Genomic DNA, 19618 nt, shown 5'->3' with positions numbered 1-19618 from the left:
TCTGTTTAAGAGATAAAACAAATATAAGATTCTATTTTAAATAAATGTAGTATTTACACTTAATTTTAAATTTTCCTTTATTCACGGTATTTTTCAGCTATTTCATTTTCAAAATTACCAAAGAATTTGCCGGAATTTCAACAGAAATTTTTCCTTTTTTAATGGTCTCCGTTTCTTCTTTTGGTGTAATGGTTTCTGACTGGAAATTATTTTCATCGGAAAGTCCTGTAGAAGTCAGTACAATTTTGGTGAGTTGACTGCCTATTTTAATGTTTTTTGGGTTAATTTCAAGCGAAGTTTCCTTTGGATTTGAATTGACTATTTTAATGATTGTTTCTCCTTTTTTAAGATCACGAACTGCCGATGCATAGAGATTATTCTCCCCTTTCAATGACTTTCCGTTTTCGGATATTTTAATTAAATCAGTTCCTTTATTATTTGAAAATAATTTCTGAACGTAATAATTCGGAGTTGCGTAAGATTTTAAATTATTAAACCAGATTAAATCCGGCGTCCACTGCCATCCTTCTGCGTGGGCAAAAAGCGGTGCGTAGGAAGTCATTGTCACAACATCTGCGTTGCGCTCCAGTCCGGTCATAAAAGCGGCTTCCGAAAGTGCGGTTAACCAATTGTTTTTGTTATCAGGTTTTACAACACCAACGGATTGAGCTGCATATTCACCGGCGAAAACTTTGGGTCCTGAACGGTCGTATTTATCATATCTTCCGGCATTTTCCATAAACCATTCCGGGGAATTATAGTAATGTTCGTCAACGATCTGAGCATTGAGTTTTTTAAGCTCTTTCCAGCCATAATCGAAAAATTCTCCGTCAGGTGACGGTCCGCTTCCGGAAATGATTTTAATATCTGGATATTTTGTGTGAATGGCTTTTTCAAAAACTTTATAACGTTCGATATAATCTGCCCCCCACTGCTCATTTCCAACGCCAATGAATTTCATGTTAAAAGGTTTCGGATGTCCCATTTCAGCACGAATTTTCCCCCATTTCGTATTGGAATCACCGTTTGCAAATTCAATCAAATCCAAAGCATCCTGAACATATGGATCTAAATCTTCCATTTTTACGAGTTCGGCCGTATTGAATTGGCACGCCATTCCGCAACTTAAAATAGGAAGCGGTTCTGCGCCTAAATCCTCCGCCAATTGGAAATATTCAAAAAATCCAAGCCCGAAAGACTGCCAGTAGTCCGGCGTTAGGCGGTGCGCAAATCCATTGTTCCATTTGTTGATGAGATTTTCGCGGTCTTCTACTTTGCCAATCGTTTTTTTCCACTGATAGCGTTCCGCCAACGTCCTGCCTTCCACAATACATCCACCCGGAAAACGTAAAAATCCCGGCTGCAAATCATATAATTTCTGAACTAAATCTTTTCTCATCCCGCCTTTTCTACCCTTCCAGGTGTCTTCCGGAAACAGTGAAATCATATCCATATTCACGATGCCTTTCCCGGTAAAAGTGATATGAAGCTTTGCTTTTTCAACAGTTTTGGAAGGTGTGAAAACAGCATTATATTTTTGCCAGCCTCCACCTTTTATGATGGTAGAAACTGAAGAAATCACCGTTTCGTTTTCATCAATCAGACTTGTATTAATGGCAGAAATATTTCCTGAAAAGTTTTCGAGATTAAAGCTTAAATCGTATTTCTCACCCTGATGCAAACCAATTCCCCTGAACCCCTCGTTCTCAAGCGAATAATTTTTATCATTCCAAACCGTGATTCTTGCGTAGTTTTTATTGGTTTTAGATTTATCGGTGATTATCGTCAGAAAGCCGGAATCTAAATTAGGAGACAATGTCTTTGTGTTGGGCTGTTTCCAGCCTGTCAACGGTTCGTCGAATTCAAAACTGCGATTTTTGATTAATTCCGCATACAAGCCACCATCTGCCGCAAAGTTGATGTCTTCAAAGAAGATTCCGTACATCGTTGGCTGGATTTTGATATTAGTGGAAGCCCCGTCTAAATCAAGGAAATGCTTTTTTACATTTCCATTTTGCGCTGAAAAGAGGGCGACGCTTAAAGAAAATGCGGTGGCGAATATTTTGGATTTTGTTTTCATTGATTGGTTTTTGGACTGTTTTTTTAACCACAAAAGGCACAAAAGATTTTCACTCATTAGATTTTTAAGTTTAATATTTTAGCTTCAAAAAAGAACTCATAAGTTTAAAATCTTTGATTTATCGTTTGCTTACTTTTAAATATTAAAATCATTTCAATATATCTTTTATCTCTTTTGTGGTTAAATTAGTTTTGGACATCTAAATTTTAATTTACTTTTAACTGAAGACTTTTCAATCCGGATTCATCAGAAGTTCCGCCATAAAAAATGGTGTAGTTGCCTGCTTTTGGAGCCAAATCATCTACCTTTTCATCATAAAATTTAAATGAATCCTGAGAAATAGTAAGCTGAACATTCTTGGTTTCACCAGCTTTAATCAAGATTCTTTCGAAAGCTCTCAAAGTCTTTACAGGAGCTGAAGCATCATTATTCCTTTTCACGTACACTTCAATCACTTCTTCTCCATCTACCTTAGAAATATTCTTAACAGGAATTGTAATGTTTAAATTTTCATTCGTATTGATGGTATTTTTGCTCAATTTAGCATCACCATAATTAAATTTTGAATAGCTCAGCCCGTGTCCGAAAGCGTACAACGGTTTTTCAGTCATATAACGATAGGTTCTTCCCTGCATATCGTAATTCTCAAAGCCCTGATGTTTGCTGGTTTTAGACAAATTATTGTCGAGCTGTTCCAGATTTTTGTAGAATGTGATTGGCAATTTTCCGGACGGATTGTAATCGCCCGCCAAAACATCTGCAACCGCAGTTCCGCTGGATTGTCCGCCATACCATGCATTCAATAAAGCATCATAATTTTTTTCATCCTGTTCTAATCCTAATGAACTTCCCGTACAAAGCACGAAAACGACAGGTTTTCCGGTTTTTCTTAATTCAGCGAGCAATTCACGCTGAACTTTCGGAAGATCAATGGAAGTTTTATCACCACCTTTGAAACCTTCTGCATTCACCATCATTTCTTCGCCTTCCAGACTTGGAGAAAGTCCGCCTGCGAAAACGATAACATCTGCATCTTTCACTTTTTCCCTAACTGAAGTAAAATTCACAGGGTCTTTTCTGTAAACATCGAAAGTGATGCTCACATATTTTCCTTTCTGGGTGTGACGAAGTTCAATCTGATATTCTTTGCCTTTTTCCATTTTCACGGGAAATTCTGAAGGATGTCTGGCATCGGGACCTTTTCTGATTGCGATTTCTTTTCCGTCAACGAAAAGTGTGTAAACATCAGATGTTGAAGGTGAAAGAATAACATCACCAGTGTAAGGACTTTTGAAAATACCGGAAATAATCGCCGAAGTATTTTCCCTTCCGACATTCGGGGCAAGCTGGGTTCCGCCGAAACTGTTGTAGTTGATTCCTGCTTTATTAACTGAAATATTTGCAGGTTCTCCCTTGAATTCATTATTGTTGAAAAACGCTACTTTCATTCCTTTTTCGCCTTTTTTCTGACTTAAAAAGTTTTGGTAAAGCGAAGCTCTGGACGATGGATCGGCCACTTCGGTTCCCTTTTCATAAATGATTTCAGCATTTGGAAATTTGGCTTTAATTCCATCCAAAATAGTAACAATTGAAGAAGGTGTTCCGTTGTAATTTCCCAGCTGCATCAGTCCGTCATCAGCATTTGGACCGACAACGGCGATTTTTTTGATTCTTTTATTTAAAGGCAAAACATTATTCTCATTTTTCATCAGCACAATTGATTTTTGTGCCATTTTTAGAGCCTGCTTTTTATGTTCTTCAGAATCCACAACAGAATATGGAATTGAGTTCCAGTGAACGGAAGATTTAGGATCGAGCATTCCCAACTCAAACCAGCCTTTCAGAATTCTTCTCATTGAAATATCGAGATCTTTTTCGGTGATTAATCCGCTTGCTAAAGATTTATTTAAATTATTATACGTGTCACCACACTCCAAATCTGTCGAATGTTTCAAGGCATCTGCGGCGGTACTTTTTTCGTCAGGATGTGTTCCGTGGTATTGTTTCTGATAGAAATCTGCCAACGCCCAGCAATCTGAAACGACCATTCCATCGTAGTTCCATTTTCCACGAAGAATTTCAGTTAATAAAGTATTGTTGGCACAACAAGGCTGCCCGTCGAATGCATTGTAAGCGCACATTACTTCCCTTACGTTTCCTTCCAACACCAATGCTTTGAAAGCCGGAAGATAGGTTTCGTACAAATCTCGTTTGGAAACTTCGGCGTTGTAAGAATGTCGGTTCCATTCCGGGCCACTGTGAACTGCGAAGTGTTTGGCGCAGGCGTGGGTTTTGAAATATTTCGGATCATTTCCCTGTAAGCCTTTTACCGCAGCAACGCCTAAAACGGAAGTCAGATACGGATCTTCACCATAGGTTTCCTGGCCTCTTCCCCATCTCGGGTCACGGAAAATGTTGATATTCGGCGTCCAGAAAGTAAGACCTTCGTAACGGCCTGTTTTCTGGGATTCGTCAAAAGATTTATTGTATTTGGCACGGGCTTCATCGGAAATCATTTCAAAAGTTTTGAGATGTTCCGGAACATCCCAGGTTGCTGCCATTCCTATTGCCTGTGGAAAAACGGTAGCCGTTCCCGCTCTTGCAACACCGTGAAGTGCTTCATTCCACCAGCCGTAACCGGGGATATCCAATCTGGGAACTGCTTTGGAATTGTCCATCATCATCCCGATTTTTTCGTCCACCGTTAATAATCCGAGAAGATTTTCGATTCTCTGATCGACCGGAAGTTTGGGGTTTTGAAAAGGATATTTGATATTCTGTGCAGATGAGACAGCGCAGATGAAGATTGATATATTTAACAGAATCTTTTTCATGGAATTTTTTTAATTCTTTTTGTTAAATCATAACCCATTTAGATTATCATTAATAATTTGATAAGAAAAACAAATATAAGATTCTATTTTAAATAAATGTAATATTCACACTTAATTTATTGAAATTAATTCATTTCATCGCCATCAGCATACATAAACAAAGAAACCCAACAGAATCGATGGGTTTTTAATTTATTACAAATGTAATTTCGATAAAATTCAAAATCTTCTATTTCCTTTCTGCAGAATCCCGCATATATGCAGGATATCTTTCGCCCACAATTTTAATAGTTGCCAAAGCAGAATTTATTTCTTTCAATTCTTCTTTTGAAAGTGAGATGCCTATTGCACTAATATTCTCCTGTAAGCGATGTAATTTTGATGTTCCCGGAATTGGGACAATAAAAGATTTTTGAGCAAGCAACCAACTTAATGCAATTTGTGCAGGTGTTGCGTTTTTGCCTGTCGCAATCGATACAACCAAATCCACCAAAGCTTGATTGGCTTCTCTGTTTTCTCTACTGAAACGTGGCAGCATATTTCGGGTATCCTCTTTAGCTAATTCAACATCAGCGTTGATTGTTCCCGTCAGAAAGCCTTTGCCTAAAGGGCTGAAAGGGACAAAACCAATTCCTAACTCTTCCAATACAGGAATGATTTCTTTTTCAGGTTCACGATAAAACATCGAATACTCGCTTTGCAAAGCCGTGACGCACAGAACAGAATTTGCTTTACGAATGGTTTCTGCATTGGCTTCCGACAATCCGAAATGTTTTACTTTTCCCTGCTGTATCAAATCTTTTACGGTTCCTGCAACGTCTTCAATCGGAACATCAGGATCGGGTCTATGCTGATAAAACAAATCAATGACATCGGTTCTCAATCTTTTCAAAGAAGCTTCTGCAACTGCTTTTATGGTTTCCGGACGACTGTCTAAACCGAATTTCACATTACCATCTTTAAAACCAAACTTTGTTGCAATGACAACTTCATTTCTTAACGGTTTGAGTGCTTCGCCAACTAAAATCTCGTTTTCGCCGTAACCCTGAGCCGTGTCGAAAAAAGTGATTCCGTTTTCAACTGCCGAACGAATCAGTTGTATGCTTTCATCCTTTGCCGGTGCATTTGGGAAACTTAATCCCATACAGCCAAAACCCAATTCTGAGACTTCTAATCCGCTCTTGCCTAATTTTCGTGTATTCATTATTTTTTGATTTAAAAATTTAACACATCAAAGTTGGTTCAAAGAAAAATGAATGGATTTGTCATTTGGCAAAAAAGTGACTTTAACGGATATTTTTTCTTATTCTGCTCAATGAAGACTGGGTAATCCCAAGATAAGAAGCGATGTATGATAAAGGAACACGGTTGACCAAGGTTGGAAATTTCTGAATAAAATCAAGATAGCGTTCAGTTCCATCCTGTGAGACCAGTTCACTTCTCCGAACGATTTTCTCACTGTGATGTTTGGTAATTATTTTCTGAATAATATGATCCCAATTTATTATTGTCTGGGAGATTTCTTTCCAGTCCTGTCTTGAAAAAACAACCAGCTTGCAGTCTGTAATGGCCGATAAATATTCTGAAGGCATATAAATTTCGTCAATTGTATTTCCTGACAAAATCAAATGTTTTTCGTCAATGAAATATCGCGTAATTTCTTCGCCTTTATTGTTGTAATAAAAAACCCTAATGATACCATCTGTAAGGAACCCAATCTGTTTAACTGTTTTTCCGGCTTCCCAGAAAAACTCATCTTTGTGGAGTTCGATTTCACGGGCTTTACTTTTTATAAAATCCAGCTGTTGATTGTTCAGATTATCAAATTGCAGGATATAATCAATAAATTTTTCCATTTTATAAAATTACAAATTGTTAACTGGCGGTTATTTGCCATTTGACAAAAATTAGGACTTAAGATTGCTAATCAATCGAATTTTAAATAAAAAATCTATTGAACTTTTTTGCAGCGACCTATTATTATAAATTGCACTTAATCTTTTCCCGCCTCTTTTTACTGATGAAAAAAAGAAGAAATACATATGTCATTATCTGAATATCCCGATCATGCGGATTTGTAACGTATGTTTTCACCTTTAAAGCAATAGGCTGTTTCAGAAATGAGACAGCCTATGGGATAAAATTAATTGATACAGAGCTTACTGCCTTATAAATTTATGCGTTAAGACCTTATTGTTTTCATCAGATAATTCAATAAAATAAACTCCTGAAGTAAGTGCTGAAACATCAATCCTGTTTTTACCTGAAGTCATTTTCAGACCTGATCTGATCAAACTTCCTTTTGAGTCATAAATAGAAGCCGTCGAATTACTGGATTTCAGTTCTATAAAAATTTCCGTTTTTGCAGGATTAGGATATATTTTAGACTGATTTAATTCTGTCTCTTTTGCCGAAAGCACTGAGAAATTTAACGGAAGAATATTGGCTGCATATGTATTTTCTTCACTCACGTAAGCTCTGAAAGGATTAATCATCGGTTCGCTGCCTGCTGCAACTTTATAAAATCCTGTTACTCCGTTTTCTGTTTTTAAAACATAAGCATTGGCAGGAACTTTAATTGTATGATAAACACCATTCATCTGGCTGACAGTGATTGCTTTCGGGGTAGAGACATTTCCCGTACCGGTAAATGTAACGTTTCCTGTAGCGTTTACAAGCACCGGAGTATTGGCCGGAATAACTCCGTTAGAAACCGGAGTGCAGGAAATAGCCGTTGTTCCGGGTGACATCAGATATACATTCACTCCGGAAGGAATATTGGCTTCGAAAGGCAGCAACAGTACATCATAACCATTAAATACCCTGCTGTAGGAAGCTGCTCCTGCTGTGAAATTAAATGGTACCTGAAAATCTTTTCCTGAATCTGAGAGAACAAGGTTTGAACAATTTGTCCCCGAAATGACATTGTTAGCGGTAGAATTTACATTTGAATTCACATAAAATATATTGTTTGAATTAACGCTTAAAGGCTGCCAGTTGGTGGCGGTGATTCCTGAAACTGTTCTGAAATCCAAAGATGTGTAATATCCGTTTTCCAGCGCATCCATCATATTGCTGTCGCTGTCCGAATACGTGCCGTTAAACTTTGATGCAATTTCATTTCCCACATTAAAATAAACATCTCCCAAATTCAGCGTAAGTACAGAACTGTAGTTTGAATTTCTAAGTCCTAAAATGCCTTTGCATCCGTCCGTAAGAACCTGTCTTGAAATATCTAAAGTGATATCAAAGTTTCCGCCCGAAGGAAAATTAATTCTTCCATAATTATAGGATTTGGCCATTCCCTGACTGTTAATATAGTATAAAGTCGTATTATCCGAATAGCTCTGCCCTGCCGTTGTATAACTGTTAACATGCAATATCAGTTTATTAAACCGGTCATTCAGCTGAAGATAACCATTGGAAGCGGTCATATTGTTACTGAACAAAGGGCTTGGATTGGAGAAAGTAACGGTTGTGTTGCTGATGTTAAATGCTGTTCCGAAAGCTGAATTTGTTGCTGTCTGCGTTTCTATTTTGTTGTAACGAATATTTCCTCCTGTCATTGAAGAAACAGGCCTGTCGGCGCTTTTGTTAAAAACGAAAGTCATTACGCTGGACGGTGTTATTTCCACTCCCGGCCGGAAAGTCTGTGTACTGAATGAAACCGGAGTTGTAAGCATATCAGACGAAGAATTCGTTAATATTTTTGTTCCTGAAGTCGTATAAAAAGGCAGATCCACTTTAAGATTATAAGTGTTTGATGAAGGATTAATGACCATTAAAACCACCTGATTCCCGTCTGAAGAAATGTAGGAAGATCCCTGAAGCGCACCCGTACTGTCTCCCCAGGTTGCTGCAATACGCGTTTTTCCTGTTGCATATTTGGCAAAGTGAGAAAGAATATATCCTCTTTTTGTTATTACTCCTGCCGCAGTTCCGTTGGTACCGTCTCCCATCAGTCCGTAATATCTTTTGGAAGCGTAATGAATCCAGGCATTGATATTCCCCAACATCGAATTATTGATACTTGAAGCGAAGTTGAAAGCATCCAGATTCCAGTTAAAATCGCGCGGCGTCTGACTTCCTGAATTCCAGTTGATGAGATATTCCGTCTGCCATATTTCTTTATTAGAATTCTGAAATTGCTTGTAAGCAGACTGCATCAATCCGTACTGATGTCCACCGTACACTTCAAAATTAGCCATTGTAGCGGTATTCAGCATAGCGTTGGCAAAATTATCAGTAAAACCTACACTTTCCGGAGCAATCACCTTACAGTTGATGAGATGACCGTAATCTTTTACGAAAGTCGCAATTTGCGTAGGAGTCCAGATGCATCCCTGGTATTGTGCCATTTCATCAGGTTCATTCTGAATGGAAATATAGTCCAGATCCACACCGTTAGACTGAAGATAAGTTACGAAACTATTGAGATATAAAGCATAATCCTGATAGTTTTCCGGTTTTAAATAACCAATTTGTTGTACGCCGTTTGCATCGGTATACACTGCATTTACGTGATTGTTGGTTTTCCATGCTGCGGGCATCGTCCACGGACTTGCGAAAATGGTTAAACCCATTGATTTTGCAAGCTGTGCAGTAGGTAATACCACACTCCAGTTATTGCTGTCTTCAGGAATATATAATCGCATAATGTTATATCCCGCTGTACTTCCCGATCCCCAAAGTGTCTGAATTTCAGATGTTGACATATGATTATACGCAAACTGAGGGCTGCAGACAAACCCACCAAAACCTTTTATATTCTGGTAGGTAATATTTTTATCGATCTTAACAGTGGTAAGCTGTCCGTAACACAAGCTGCTAAAAAGCAGGCACAGCGCATGAATAGTAAAAAGGCTGACTAGTTTTTTCATAATGTTTTAGTTTTAATTTTGTGATGTTCAGGTATAAAGTTTTGGGCAAAGAATCCCCCTTCAAGACAGTCTGATTAAAAAACCGCCAAGAAAAATCTCCTGAAATAATTCAGGCAACCATTATAAATAAAGTGATATCAGGTCTTTTGCTTATTATCTTTTCATTTTGATAAAACAATATTTACATGAAATTGAGATTAGAGATAATTATTTCATAGGCATATTTGATAGTGGTTACTATTTTTTGAAATTTCATTGAAGGATTTCGCTTTCGGGTGCACCCAGATAGGAAGGTTCTAAACCTCCGGTATTGATCATGATCTTTTCCAGAACAATTCCCGGTTCCAGAACACGGAATCGTAATCTATGCTTTCCGGGCTGTGAAATAAGATGTTTTGTAGCTGATTTAATAATATGTTCTGACTGCCATCTTCCCAGTTCTCCTTTATAATGACCGTTGAAATTAACCACCTGCGGAGCCTGTCCGTCGAAAGAAATTTCGTAACGCAACCCTTTATTATGGTTAAAATTCAATGTCGGAGCCAGTAATAGCTGAACCTCAAATTCTCCTTTGGATTCAAAGTTAATATTATATTCAAGATATATATTTTCATCAGCTTTTGGATAGGCATTTTGAGGAAAAGTTGTTACTCCGGATTTGGTTTTTCCGAAATCAGGAATCACTTCCCAATGGATCCGGTCTGAATTATTCAATCCTGAAAAATTTTCAGCTTCCATCGAAACGTAGCCATTCTTCTCCTGAAAGACTTTTTCTTTTGAAGCATTATCGTCATAAACGTATGTTACTTCAGGCATGATGTTTTCTTTGCTATCATTCCATGATTTGTAACCAATACGCATCTGATCCATCATATGCTGCCATTTTCCTCCGGCAATCTCAGTATTGTATTTACGATCCAGATAAGCATTTCTTTCAAAACATTCTTTCACCCTGTCTCCATAATAATTTGCCTGCAAATCATATTTTGCGGCCAGTTGCCTGTTTTTGGCAACAGCATAGTACATTTCATACAAATTGCTGCAGGCATCAATCGGGTACAAAACCAGCTGGTAATAAGCATCCTGATATTCTGCGGGAATTTTTTCTTTTAATCGTAAAGCATCGATTGCCAAAGCTCTGTACTCATTCAGAACCCTTTCAAATTCATAATAATTTTCCAGACTGTAGGTTTTGCTGTCCAGTGTTTCCGGCGTTACTCTACGGTTGTATTTTGCATACAGGTTGATCATCCTTGCAATTTCCTTAGCATATTTTTCGCCGAACTGTTGTGCGGCCCAATTTTCGGTATATTCCAAAAGGTTTTTTGAATTAAACTGTTTCGGATTCCAGGCCATTTCAATGAAAAAACTGATCGGGAATTCCATGGGTTTCAAATCTCCTACATTTACGACCCAAAGTTTGTCTACTTTATGTTCATAAGAAAGATTCATCTGCTCCCAAACCCGCTGGATGGGACTGATATTGATCCATTTTGAATTTCTAGGGCCTCCGACATAATCAAAATGATAATACATTCCATAACCGCCTTTATGCAGAGGTTTCGAAAGGTCCGGAAGCTTTCTTACATTGCCCCAGTTGTCATCACAGAATAAAAGGATGACATCATCCGGAACCCGCATTCCTTTATCGTAATAATCCTGAACTTCTTTGTATAATGCCCACACCTGTGGTGTTTTTTCCGCTTTTTTCCCGGTAACATCTGTAATAATTTTCCGCTGATCTTTTACGATTTTTTCCAGCAGAGTAATATTCGTTCCCTCTCCCATGGCTTCATCGCCGTCGCCACGCATTCCCACCGTTACAAGTCTTTCCCAGTTGTTGCTTCTTTCAATCCCCGATTTCCAGAATTTCCGTAAAACTTCACTGTTTTTATTATAATCCCAGACGTTTGGAAGATTATTTTTTTTGATATACCGATGCCAGTCGGTTTGTGCCAAAGCCATCGGTTCGTGGTGTGAAGTTCCCATAATAATTCCCATTTCATTTGCCAGCGGTCCGTTCAACACATCATCGTCATAAAATGCTTTTCCCCACATGGCAGGCCAAATGTAATTGCCTTTTAAACGCAGGATCAGTTCAAAAACTTTCTCATAAAATTTGGAATTGAATCCGCCAAAAGTAGCTCTCGCCCAGCCTCCGAGTGAAGGTTCTTCATCATTCAGAAAAATCCCGCGGTATTCCACAGCCGGCTCTCCATCGGTATAGATTCCTTTTTTAAAATAGATATTTTCTTTTACCTCAACCGGAACATCTGCCCAGTAATACCACGGCGAAACCCCGATCTGCCGGGACATTTCGTAAATTCCGTAAATCGTTCCGCGCTTGTCGCTTCCGGCAATTACGATGGCTTCGGAAATTCCCGGATATGGATTGCTTACATTTTGGATAATGTATTTTTCTTTCTTTCCTGTTAATAATTTTCCGTCAATTTTTTTTTGCCTGATTAAATCATCAATTATCGATTTTGTTCCTGCTGTCCCAATGATAATCAAAGGCGATTGCTGTGCGGAGAGCTGATTCAGCAAATTCGGCTCGGCTCCGGACACTTTCTGGAAATCGGATTGCAGACTTTTAACAGCCCTGAGAATACCTTTGTCGATTCCCGGATTGGTAAAAATTGAAAATCCTGAATTTTTCTCTTTTAAAACAATGGTTTCAGAATTTTTTTCCGTAGTGATGAATGGCTGTGCTGCTTTGATGTGCAGGCAGAATCCGAATAGCATGACCAGAATATAGCGTTTTATATGCTTCATATTTTTTATTTTCTTTTTGCTAAACCATAGGTTTTACCTACGGCTATTGATATTGAACCCTTCGGGTTCTCTTTGATTTCAAAACCTAATTTCTTAAAACAAAACCTCCATTAGGCTGGATTTCTATCGTGAAATCACCGTTTTTGTTTACTTTCACTTCTTCTTCGGAAGAATTTCCCTGAGCATCATCATTAATTAATTTCACTGTTTTTCCTGCGAACATCGGAAGTCTGATCTTTAATTTCTTAGCCGTTTTTTCTGCATTTATTCCGGCAATATACCATTGATCCTGATGTCGTCTCCCTATCACAGAATATTTTCCGGGATACCCATCTATGAAAACCGTTTCGTCCCAAAGCGTGGGAATGTTTTTCATAAAATCCAGCTGGAATTTCGGGGCATCCGTCAGGTTATTCGGCATTACGGCGAACATCTGAACAGGATTCTGGAATAATACTGCTGTTGCCAGCTGAAAACCGTCTGTGGTGTATCTTTTATTTTTATCCTTATTGGATTTTGTTAAAAACTTGTTGAGGAAAGTCCCCCCAAATTCCATGCTTCCGACCGTATTTCTGATAAAAGGATGTAACGAAGCGAAAAAAGCTTCCTGTTTACGCACATCTTCAGAAAAATACAGCATTTCGGATGCTAAAACGGCTTCGCTTCCGGCATAATTCGGGTACATGACTTCCCAGCCTCTCGGTAAAGTGGTTCCGTGGAAAATAATCGTTAAACCAAAATCATTCGCATCCGAGAGAATATCTTCATAAAGACGCATGGTTTCCTGCTTATCGCCGCCGAAGAAATCGACTTTTAATCCTTTTACGCCAACTTCCTTCAGCCATTTCATCTCTTTTTTGCGTTCAACGGAGGAACTCATTTTATTTCTCGGTCCCATTGGTGCATCATTGGCCGCGCCATTGGAATTGTACCAAAGCATAACCCCAATATTCTTGGATTTTGCATACTGAATGAGTTCCTTCATCCGGTCTTTGCCAATGTTTTTGTCCCAAAGCGCATCCATAAGGATATATTGGAAGTTTAATTCAGCAGCGAGATCAATGAATTTCACCTGATCATCATAATTCATACTGTTATCCTGCCAGAGAATCCAGCTCCAGGTAGATTTTCCGAACTGATATTTCCGGGAGGGTTCATACATCGGTTCCACTACATCAAACGGAACCGTAGTTTCTACAATCGGTTGTAAAGATGCACCAACGGTAATGGTTCTCCATGGTGTTGATCCGGGCAGGGAAATTGCTGCCCCCGTACTTCCGAATCCGTTGTTTTCAGCCATGTCCGGATAAGCAACTTTGTACAGACTCTTTTCAGAAGTCGTTTCCAGATGAGAGGCACAGTATAAACTGTTCACTCCTGTTTCCGAAAGCAATATCCAGCCGTTATTTCCGAGGTGAAACAATCCTGGAAAAACATATCCGTAATCAGCTTTGGCTCCGAGTTCCGCATCTGCTTTATAGCCGCTCTCATAGCTTGGCGCCGTACGGGCAAACCCGGTCATCGGCTTCATCATGGGAGAAAGAAAGGTAGTGGTCTGAACGGGAAACCGGTAACCGGTAATTTCTGATTGTACAACTGTGCTCAGACGGTCTTTCATCGGTAAAAGATGATATCGGAATGCGATATTATTATTGCTTACCTGAAATTCAATACTGATGCCGAACTGATCTGCATTGGTGAAATTAACGGTTAATGTATTGGCTTTATAATCGACGTGTGATTTTTTAATTTTTTCGTTGGTATACGTTTTTGAAACCTGATCTTTTTTACTGTCGGTGAATTTTAAATTTTGAGAAAAATCAGATTCATTGGTGATTAAACCCAGCGGAGATTTCTCCAGCATAACTTTTTCCTGATACGATATATTGTACAGAGCTTTTCCATTTTCTGAAAAGACATTCAGCTTCAGTTTCCCATCGGGACTGATAGCCTCTGCAACCTGGGCAAAAACTGAAATTCCGCTCAACAGGCATAATAGTAGTGATACGTAAGATATTATTTTAATCATAATCATTTATTTTCAAGAAAAGTCCAGTAATCGAAAAACATAACATCCTTTGCTGCTTTTCCGTTAAATACAAAATATACATCGTGAATACCGGTCATTTTTTCTTTTAATTCTGTTTTCACGGTTTCCCAACGGTCATCCCCGCCGGTCAAGGGAACTTTTATCGTGGCTACTACCGGTCCGGTAACACTGTCCAGATGAACATCCATCGTTACCTCGCTGTTGTGTGTGGTTCCTACTCTTGCGGAAAATACTTTGGCACCATTTTTTCCAAAATCCACATTTTTCACACTGGTGTAAGCACCGCTTTTTTTGGCTTTAATAAAAACACCGGCTTCTTTGTTCTGATACGACTTTACATTTTCCGACCATGCGATGGTTTCCGCCTGATTAAAGCTGTAAGGATTTACTGTTGCGGTGGCTTTGGTAATTCCATTAGTCATTGTAAATGGTGAAATAGAACCATCTTTGTTGAATTCCAGTTCCTGAACGCTGACAGAACGTGTAAATCCGCTCCCGCCCGGCAAAGCACCATTATGATAGAAGAAATATGTTTTTCCTTTAAAATCTATGACTCCGGGATGGTTGGTAAATGATTTTCCTTCGGCAGGCATAATAACTCCACCGTATTTCCATGGTCCCTGCGGATTTTTACTTGTAGAATATCCTATGAATTCGGGAAGCGGACCACCCGGCCAGAAAAGGTAATATAAATTTTTCTTTTTATACAGCCAAGGCCCTTCCTCATATTTTGACGGTCTTTCAGGATTAGGTTTTCCGTCTCTTTTTCCGAATGATTCTTCGGTCATGGGTACTTCAATAATATTTCCGGAATAAGAAATCATATCCTCATTCAATTTAACATATTTCAGTTTCGGATTTCCCCAATACATATAGGCTTGACCGTCATCATCAACGAAAACGGTGGGATCAATATCACCCCATTCGCTCTGCACCAGCGGTTTTCCCAACGGATCATGAAACGGCCCGAACGGACTGTCGCCAACGGCAACACCAATCGCTCCTTTATTGTTGGTTTTAGACCACATCGGAACATACATAAAGAATTTGCCGTTCCTTTCCACGCACTGAGCAGCCCATGCATCTCGTTTTGCCCATTCAAAATCGTTATATGAAAGAATGGTTCCGTGGTCGGTCCAGTTTACCATATCATTGGTGGAATAAACCTTCCAGTCGTTCATGGTAAACCATGTTGAATCGTCTTCATCATGTGTGGTATAAACATAGAGCCTTCCATTGTAAACCATAGGAGCCGGATCTGCGGTGTAGTTGGTCTGTATGATAGGATTCTGGGCAGAAACTGCTCCTGAAATCATTAAAAACAAACCCAATATAGATTGTATCGTATTTTTCATATTTTTATTTGTAGCTGTTGTTCAGACATCATTTAAGAATGAACTTATCTTTTATATCTATCTAAAATTTTACAAAGTCTATCCACAAAGTTTTTTGCACATGAACACATTAGGTTTTAGTTCCAACTTTGCGCATATTTCAGATCACAAGATTTTTTATGTTTGAAAATTTCATATTCGTTATTGATACTTTGTGGTAGCGCTCTATTTTTTCTTAAAGCTCCAATAATCGAAATTAAATAGCTTTCTTCCTGCCGTAATATTTTTCCCCTGGAATACAAAATAGACATCATGAACACCGGAAACTTTTTCTGAAATTTTTGATGATATTGTTTTAAAGTCTTCCCAGCCACCGGTTCTTGGAATATCAACCGCGGCAATCTTAGGCCCTTTTACATCATCCAGATGAACTTCTAAAATTCCGCCGTCCACGCCTGCAGCTACTGAAGCTGAAAATTCTGTAGCGCCAGTTCCGAAATCCACTGCACGGACTTTTATAAATCCGCCAACTCTGGTATCGGAAACGAAAACTCCGGTTTTTTTATTTTCTGAAGTGCTGCATTTTTCCGACCAGGCCATGGTTTCCGCCTCATTTCTTTTGTAAGGATCTAATGTTCCGACAGGGGTTACTCCTTCCCTAGTCATTTTTATTTTTGGAATACTTCCATCGGCATTGTATTTAAATTCTTCAACAGCAGTAGAGCGTCCGTAACTTCCTCCGTTTGGTAAAAGTCCGGTATGGTAAAACAAGTAGGATTTCCCTTTAAAATCGATAATTCCTCCGTGATTGGTAAAGCTGTTTGTGGGCTGATCGGTCATAATTTTACCATGATATTTCCATGGCCCGGTTGGTGATTCGCTGGTTGCATATGATAAACACTCCGTTTTTCCGGTCATACCTGCATACATCATATAATATTGATTGTTTCTTTTGTACAGCCACGGACCTTCTACGTAAACATCATCAAACTTTTCCTGTTTTTGTAAAACCTCATCACTTCTTCCGGGACGTCTCAATCCGCCGAAAGATTCTGCCGATTGTGGAATTTCCGTAATTTTCCCGGCATAAGAAATCATATCCTTATTCAGTTTAGCATAAAATAATTTGCTGTTTCCCCAATAGAGATAAGCCTGTCCGTCATCATCAATAAAAACGGTAGGATCGATATTATCCCATGTTCCGGTTGAAATCAGTGGTTTTCCGAGTGCATCCTTAAAAGGACCGACAGGGCTATCTGAAACAGCAACACCAATCGCCATATTATTATCAACAGTCTGAGCACAGATATACCAGTAAAATTTACCATTTCGTTCGATGCATTGTGCTGCCCAGGCTCTGTCCCTCGCCCAGCTGAAGGATTCTAAAGAAATGGGAACACCATGATCCGTCCAGTTTACCATGTCATCAGTTGAATGAACGCGCCATTTGGTCATTGTATAAAAATCAAATCCCGGCTGATCGTCTCCCGTGTACACATACAGTTTGTTTTTATACACCATTGGTGCCGGATCGGGTGTAAAATGCGTCTGAATAACCGGGTTCTGAGCAAAAATAGCAGTGGTTGCCAACAGAAAAGGTAATGTAATATATTTTAAATTTCGATGAATCATAGTTATTATTATTTTGTTGGAATAAATCTATAGTACGCAACGCCGTGCGCGGGAATATCCAATGAAAGGCTTTCTTTATCGGTATTGATGTCTGCGATGTTTTTCTGTCTCCAGAGATCTCTAACAGTCTGAGTTCCTGAAATTCCTAATTTTTTGAAATCTTTATATGGCAATTTTACTTTTTCCCTTCCGAAATTGGCGAAAGCGACAGCCTTTCCTCCGTCTTCCAGTTCTTTTACATAAATTCTGAGTTCGCCGATGGTATGTAAGCAAACACCCTGTTTTCCCAAAGCATCCTGATTAACGGCAATCACCTCATCGTTTGTCAGAAGGTTTAAGGTAAAATCATCCAGTTTTTCGAGATCGCAGCCAATCAGCAATGGTGCCGAAAAAATACTCCAAAGGCTGATGTGGAGGTATTGTTCGTCCGGTTTTAAACGGCTCTGGTGCGGATTACCCCAACCCACTACACCCACCACCAGCATATCGGGATCGTTCCAGTTGCCCGGTTTTGCGTAAGAAGCAGCTTTCTCCTGAGCCAATGCAATATTTTTTACGCTTGCCCAGGTGTCCGTTATATCGTTGGTAGTACGCCATGATTGAGCATGAACTTCTTCACCCCATTTCCAGACATCACCCATTCCGTATTGGCAAAGATTGTATACGATATCTCTAGGCTGCTGTTTCAACATGTTTCCCATCAGCAGGAAAGGTCTTACGCCTGTCTCAGGATCACCGCCACCCTGAAAAGCAAGAGAAGGAACTTTATTGGCATCATTACCCGGTAACCCGTCAATGACACCGCCGTAGCTGCACCAGTCGTATTTCAGGTAGTCGACGCCCCATTTTGCATAGCTTTCGGCATCCTGCTTTTCGTAGCCATAGCTTCCCGCGCATCCTCCGCAGGTCCATGGTCCGGGAGAGGAATAAATTCCCATTTTCAGTCCGTTTCCGTGAATATAATCACCCAGATTTTTCATATCCGGAAATTTGGAGTTGGTGAAAATATAACCGTTTTCATCGCGCATCTTTCCTTGAAACAAAGGGTCTTTTCCGTCTCTGTTAAATTGCCACGAATCATCGATATTGATGTAATTCCAGCCGTGGTTTACCAATCCTGTTTTAACCAAAGCATCGGCAGCACGTTTCACTTTGTCGGCAGAAACTTCGTGTCCGAAACAGTTCCAGCTGTTCCAGCCCATCGTTGGGGTAAGTGCAATTCTGTCCCCTGCTTCTATTCTTAATTTTTTTGAGGCTGAACCTTTTGCATTTTTTGCAGATAATTCTACTTCATACGTTCCTTTCGAATCTATTTTTCCGGTAATAATTCCCGTTTCGGGATCCAGCTTTAATCCTTCGGGAAGCTTTTTTGCAGAGAAAATCATTGGCCGTTCCCCTGTTGCTGCAATTCTGAAAAGGAAAGGCGAACCGGGACGAACACCATAAACGCCTGCTGAGTTGATACGGGGCGTTGCTGCAGGTTTTGGAGTTAAAATATATGGTTCCGAAGCAATCGGATTGAATGTTTCCAAAGTAGCAATTCCGTTGGTTTCGAATTTTGCGTTGACCCAATCTGCGTGATCGTAATAAGGACCATTTCCGCCATCCGTTACTACAAGTTCGAGCTGCTTTATTCCTTTTAATGATACCGAAACGGGTTTTGCTTTATCTCCTAAATGCATGATTTCGCTGGACCAAAGCTTTTTGTTGTCTCCGTAAATTTCAAATTCCACGGCAGGATCATGACCTTTCATTTCATCATCTAATCCCACTAATGCTGAAAACTTGTGGGCTTTACCATTCAATTTTATCAATAAAGAACTTTCGGCGTGGGTACCGAAACCCCTGTCGAATGTCTCTCCGGCAATCGTCAGTTTTTTTCCGTCCACCGAAGTATTGATGCCCGGTTTTCCGTTTCCCTGCGTAGCAACGCTGAGATCGAGCTTATCCAGCCAGACTACTGACTGAGCTTTGTAAATATTAACAGAAAATAAAAAGGTTACCGCTGTAAGGAGTATTGTATTCTTCAACAT

The 19618-nt window shown here is 39.4% G+C and carries 10 protein-coding genes; all 10 read right to left on the bottom strand.

Annotated features, from left to right (window positions below; genetic code table 11):
* Positions 1-97 precede the first annotated feature (97 nt).
* The 10 genes from M0D58_RS01410 to M0D58_RS01365 all read right to left on the bottom strand — a co-directional run bounded on the left by M0D58_RS01410 (position 98) and on the right by M0D58_RS01365 (position 19618).
* Positions 98-2080, bottom strand: a complete 1983-nt coding sequence (locus tag M0D58_RS01410) for an alpha-L-arabinofuranosidase C-terminal domain-containing protein (protein WP_248392973.1) — start codon at positions 2078-2080, stop codon at positions 98-100.
* Positions 2081-2286: 206 nt separating this feature from the next.
* Positions 2287-4914 (bottom strand): glycoside hydrolase family 3 C-terminal domain-containing protein, encoded by a 2628-nt coding sequence (locus M0D58_RS01405; RefSeq protein WP_248392972.1) that lies wholly within the window; start codon positions 4912-4914, stop codon positions 2287-2289.
* Positions 4915-5143: 229 nt separating this feature from the next.
* A complete protein-coding gene (locus tag M0D58_RS01400; protein WP_248392971.1) occupies positions 5144-6118 on the bottom strand; it encodes an aldo/keto reductase in 975 nt (324 codons plus the stop codon).
* Between the two features lie 82 nt (positions 6119-6200).
* The gene (locus M0D58_RS01395; RefSeq protein ID WP_248392970.1) at positions 6201-6770 is read right to left on the bottom strand and encodes a Crp/Fnr family transcriptional regulator; all 570 of its coding nucleotides are present in this window, start codon (positions 6768-6770) and stop codon (positions 6201-6203) included.
* Between the two features lie 303 nt (positions 6771-7073).
* The gene (locus M0D58_RS01390; RefSeq protein ID WP_248392968.1) at positions 7074-9794 is read right to left on the bottom strand and encodes a T9SS type A sorting domain-containing protein; all 2721 of its coding nucleotides are present in this window, start codon (positions 9792-9794) and stop codon (positions 7074-7076) included.
* A 252-nt stretch (positions 9795-10046) separates the two neighbouring features.
* Positions 10047-12569 (bottom strand): glycosyl hydrolase 115 family protein, encoded by a 2523-nt coding sequence (locus tag M0D58_RS01385; protein WP_248392967.1) that lies wholly within the window; start codon positions 12567-12569, stop codon positions 10047-10049.
* A gap of 85 nt (positions 12570-12654) precedes the next feature.
* Positions 12655-14598 carry a glycoside hydrolase family 97 protein gene (locus tag M0D58_RS01380; protein ID WP_248392966.1) on the bottom strand — a complete coding sequence of 648 codons (1944 nt, stop codon included), beginning with the start codon at positions 14596-14598 and terminating at the stop codon, positions 12655-12657.
* Between the two features lie 2 nt (positions 14599-14600).
* Positions 14601-15974 (bottom strand): glycoside hydrolase family 43 protein, encoded by a 1374-nt coding sequence (locus tag M0D58_RS01375; RefSeq protein WP_248392964.1) that lies wholly within the window; start codon positions 15972-15974, stop codon positions 14601-14603.
* A 204-nt stretch (positions 15975-16178) separates the two neighbouring features.
* A complete protein-coding gene (locus M0D58_RS01370; protein WP_248392963.1) occupies positions 16179-17585 on the bottom strand; it encodes a glycoside hydrolase family 43 protein in 1407 nt (468 codons plus the stop codon).
* Positions 17586-17593: 8 nt separating this feature from the next.
* Positions 17594-19618 (bottom strand): NPCBM/NEW2 domain-containing protein, encoded by a 2025-nt coding sequence (locus M0D58_RS01365; RefSeq protein ID WP_248392962.1) that lies wholly within the window; start codon positions 19616-19618, stop codon positions 17594-17596.

Source organism: Chryseobacterium nepalense (genome assembly GCF_023195755.1).
GTDB classification, from domain to species: Bacteria; Bacteroidota; Bacteroidia; order Flavobacteriales; family Weeksellaceae; genus Chryseobacterium; species Chryseobacterium nepalense.
The sequence above is the reverse complement of the archived record's forward strand: the minus strand, read 5'-3'. Positions and strand labels throughout refer to the sequence as shown.

What these genes read in the sequence shown, in the direction of transcription:
- M0D58_RS01410 (WP_248392973.1), bottom strand. Translation starts at nt 2,080, where the DNA reads ATGAAAACAAAATCCAAAATATTCGCCACCGCATTTTCTTTAAGCGTC.
- M0D58_RS01405 (WP_248392972.1), bottom strand. Translation starts at nt 4,914, where the DNA reads ATGAAAAAGATTCTGTTAAATATATCAATCTTCATCTGCGCTGTCTCA.
- M0D58_RS01400 (WP_248392971.1), bottom strand. Translation starts at nt 6,118, where the DNA reads ATGAATACACGAAAATTAGGCAAGAGCGGATTAGAAGTCTCAGAATTG.
- M0D58_RS01395 (WP_248392970.1), bottom strand. Translation starts at nt 6,770, where the DNA reads ATGGAAAAATTTATTGATTATATCCTGCAATTTGATAATCTGAACAAT.
- M0D58_RS01390 (WP_248392968.1), bottom strand. Translation starts at nt 9,794, where the DNA reads ATGAAAAAACTAGTCAGCCTTTTTACTATTCATGCGCTGTGCCTGCTT.
- M0D58_RS01385 (WP_248392967.1), bottom strand. Translation starts at nt 12,569, where the DNA reads ATGAAGCATATAAAACGCTATATTCTGGTCATGCTATTCGGATTCTGC.
- M0D58_RS01380 (WP_248392966.1), bottom strand. Translation starts at nt 14,598, where the DNA reads ATGATTAAAATAATATCTTACGTATCACTACTATTATGCCTGTTGAGC.
- M0D58_RS01375 (WP_248392964.1), bottom strand. Translation starts at nt 15,974, where the DNA reads ATGAAAAATACGATACAATCTATATTGGGTTTGTTTTTAATGATTTCA.
- M0D58_RS01370 (WP_248392963.1), bottom strand. Translation starts at nt 17,585, where the DNA reads ATGATTCATCGAAATTTAAAATATATTACATTACCTTTTCTGTTGGCA.
- M0D58_RS01365 (WP_248392962.1), bottom strand. Translation starts at nt 19,618, where the DNA reads ATGTTGAAGAATACAATACTCCTTACAGCGGTAACCTTTTTATTTTCT.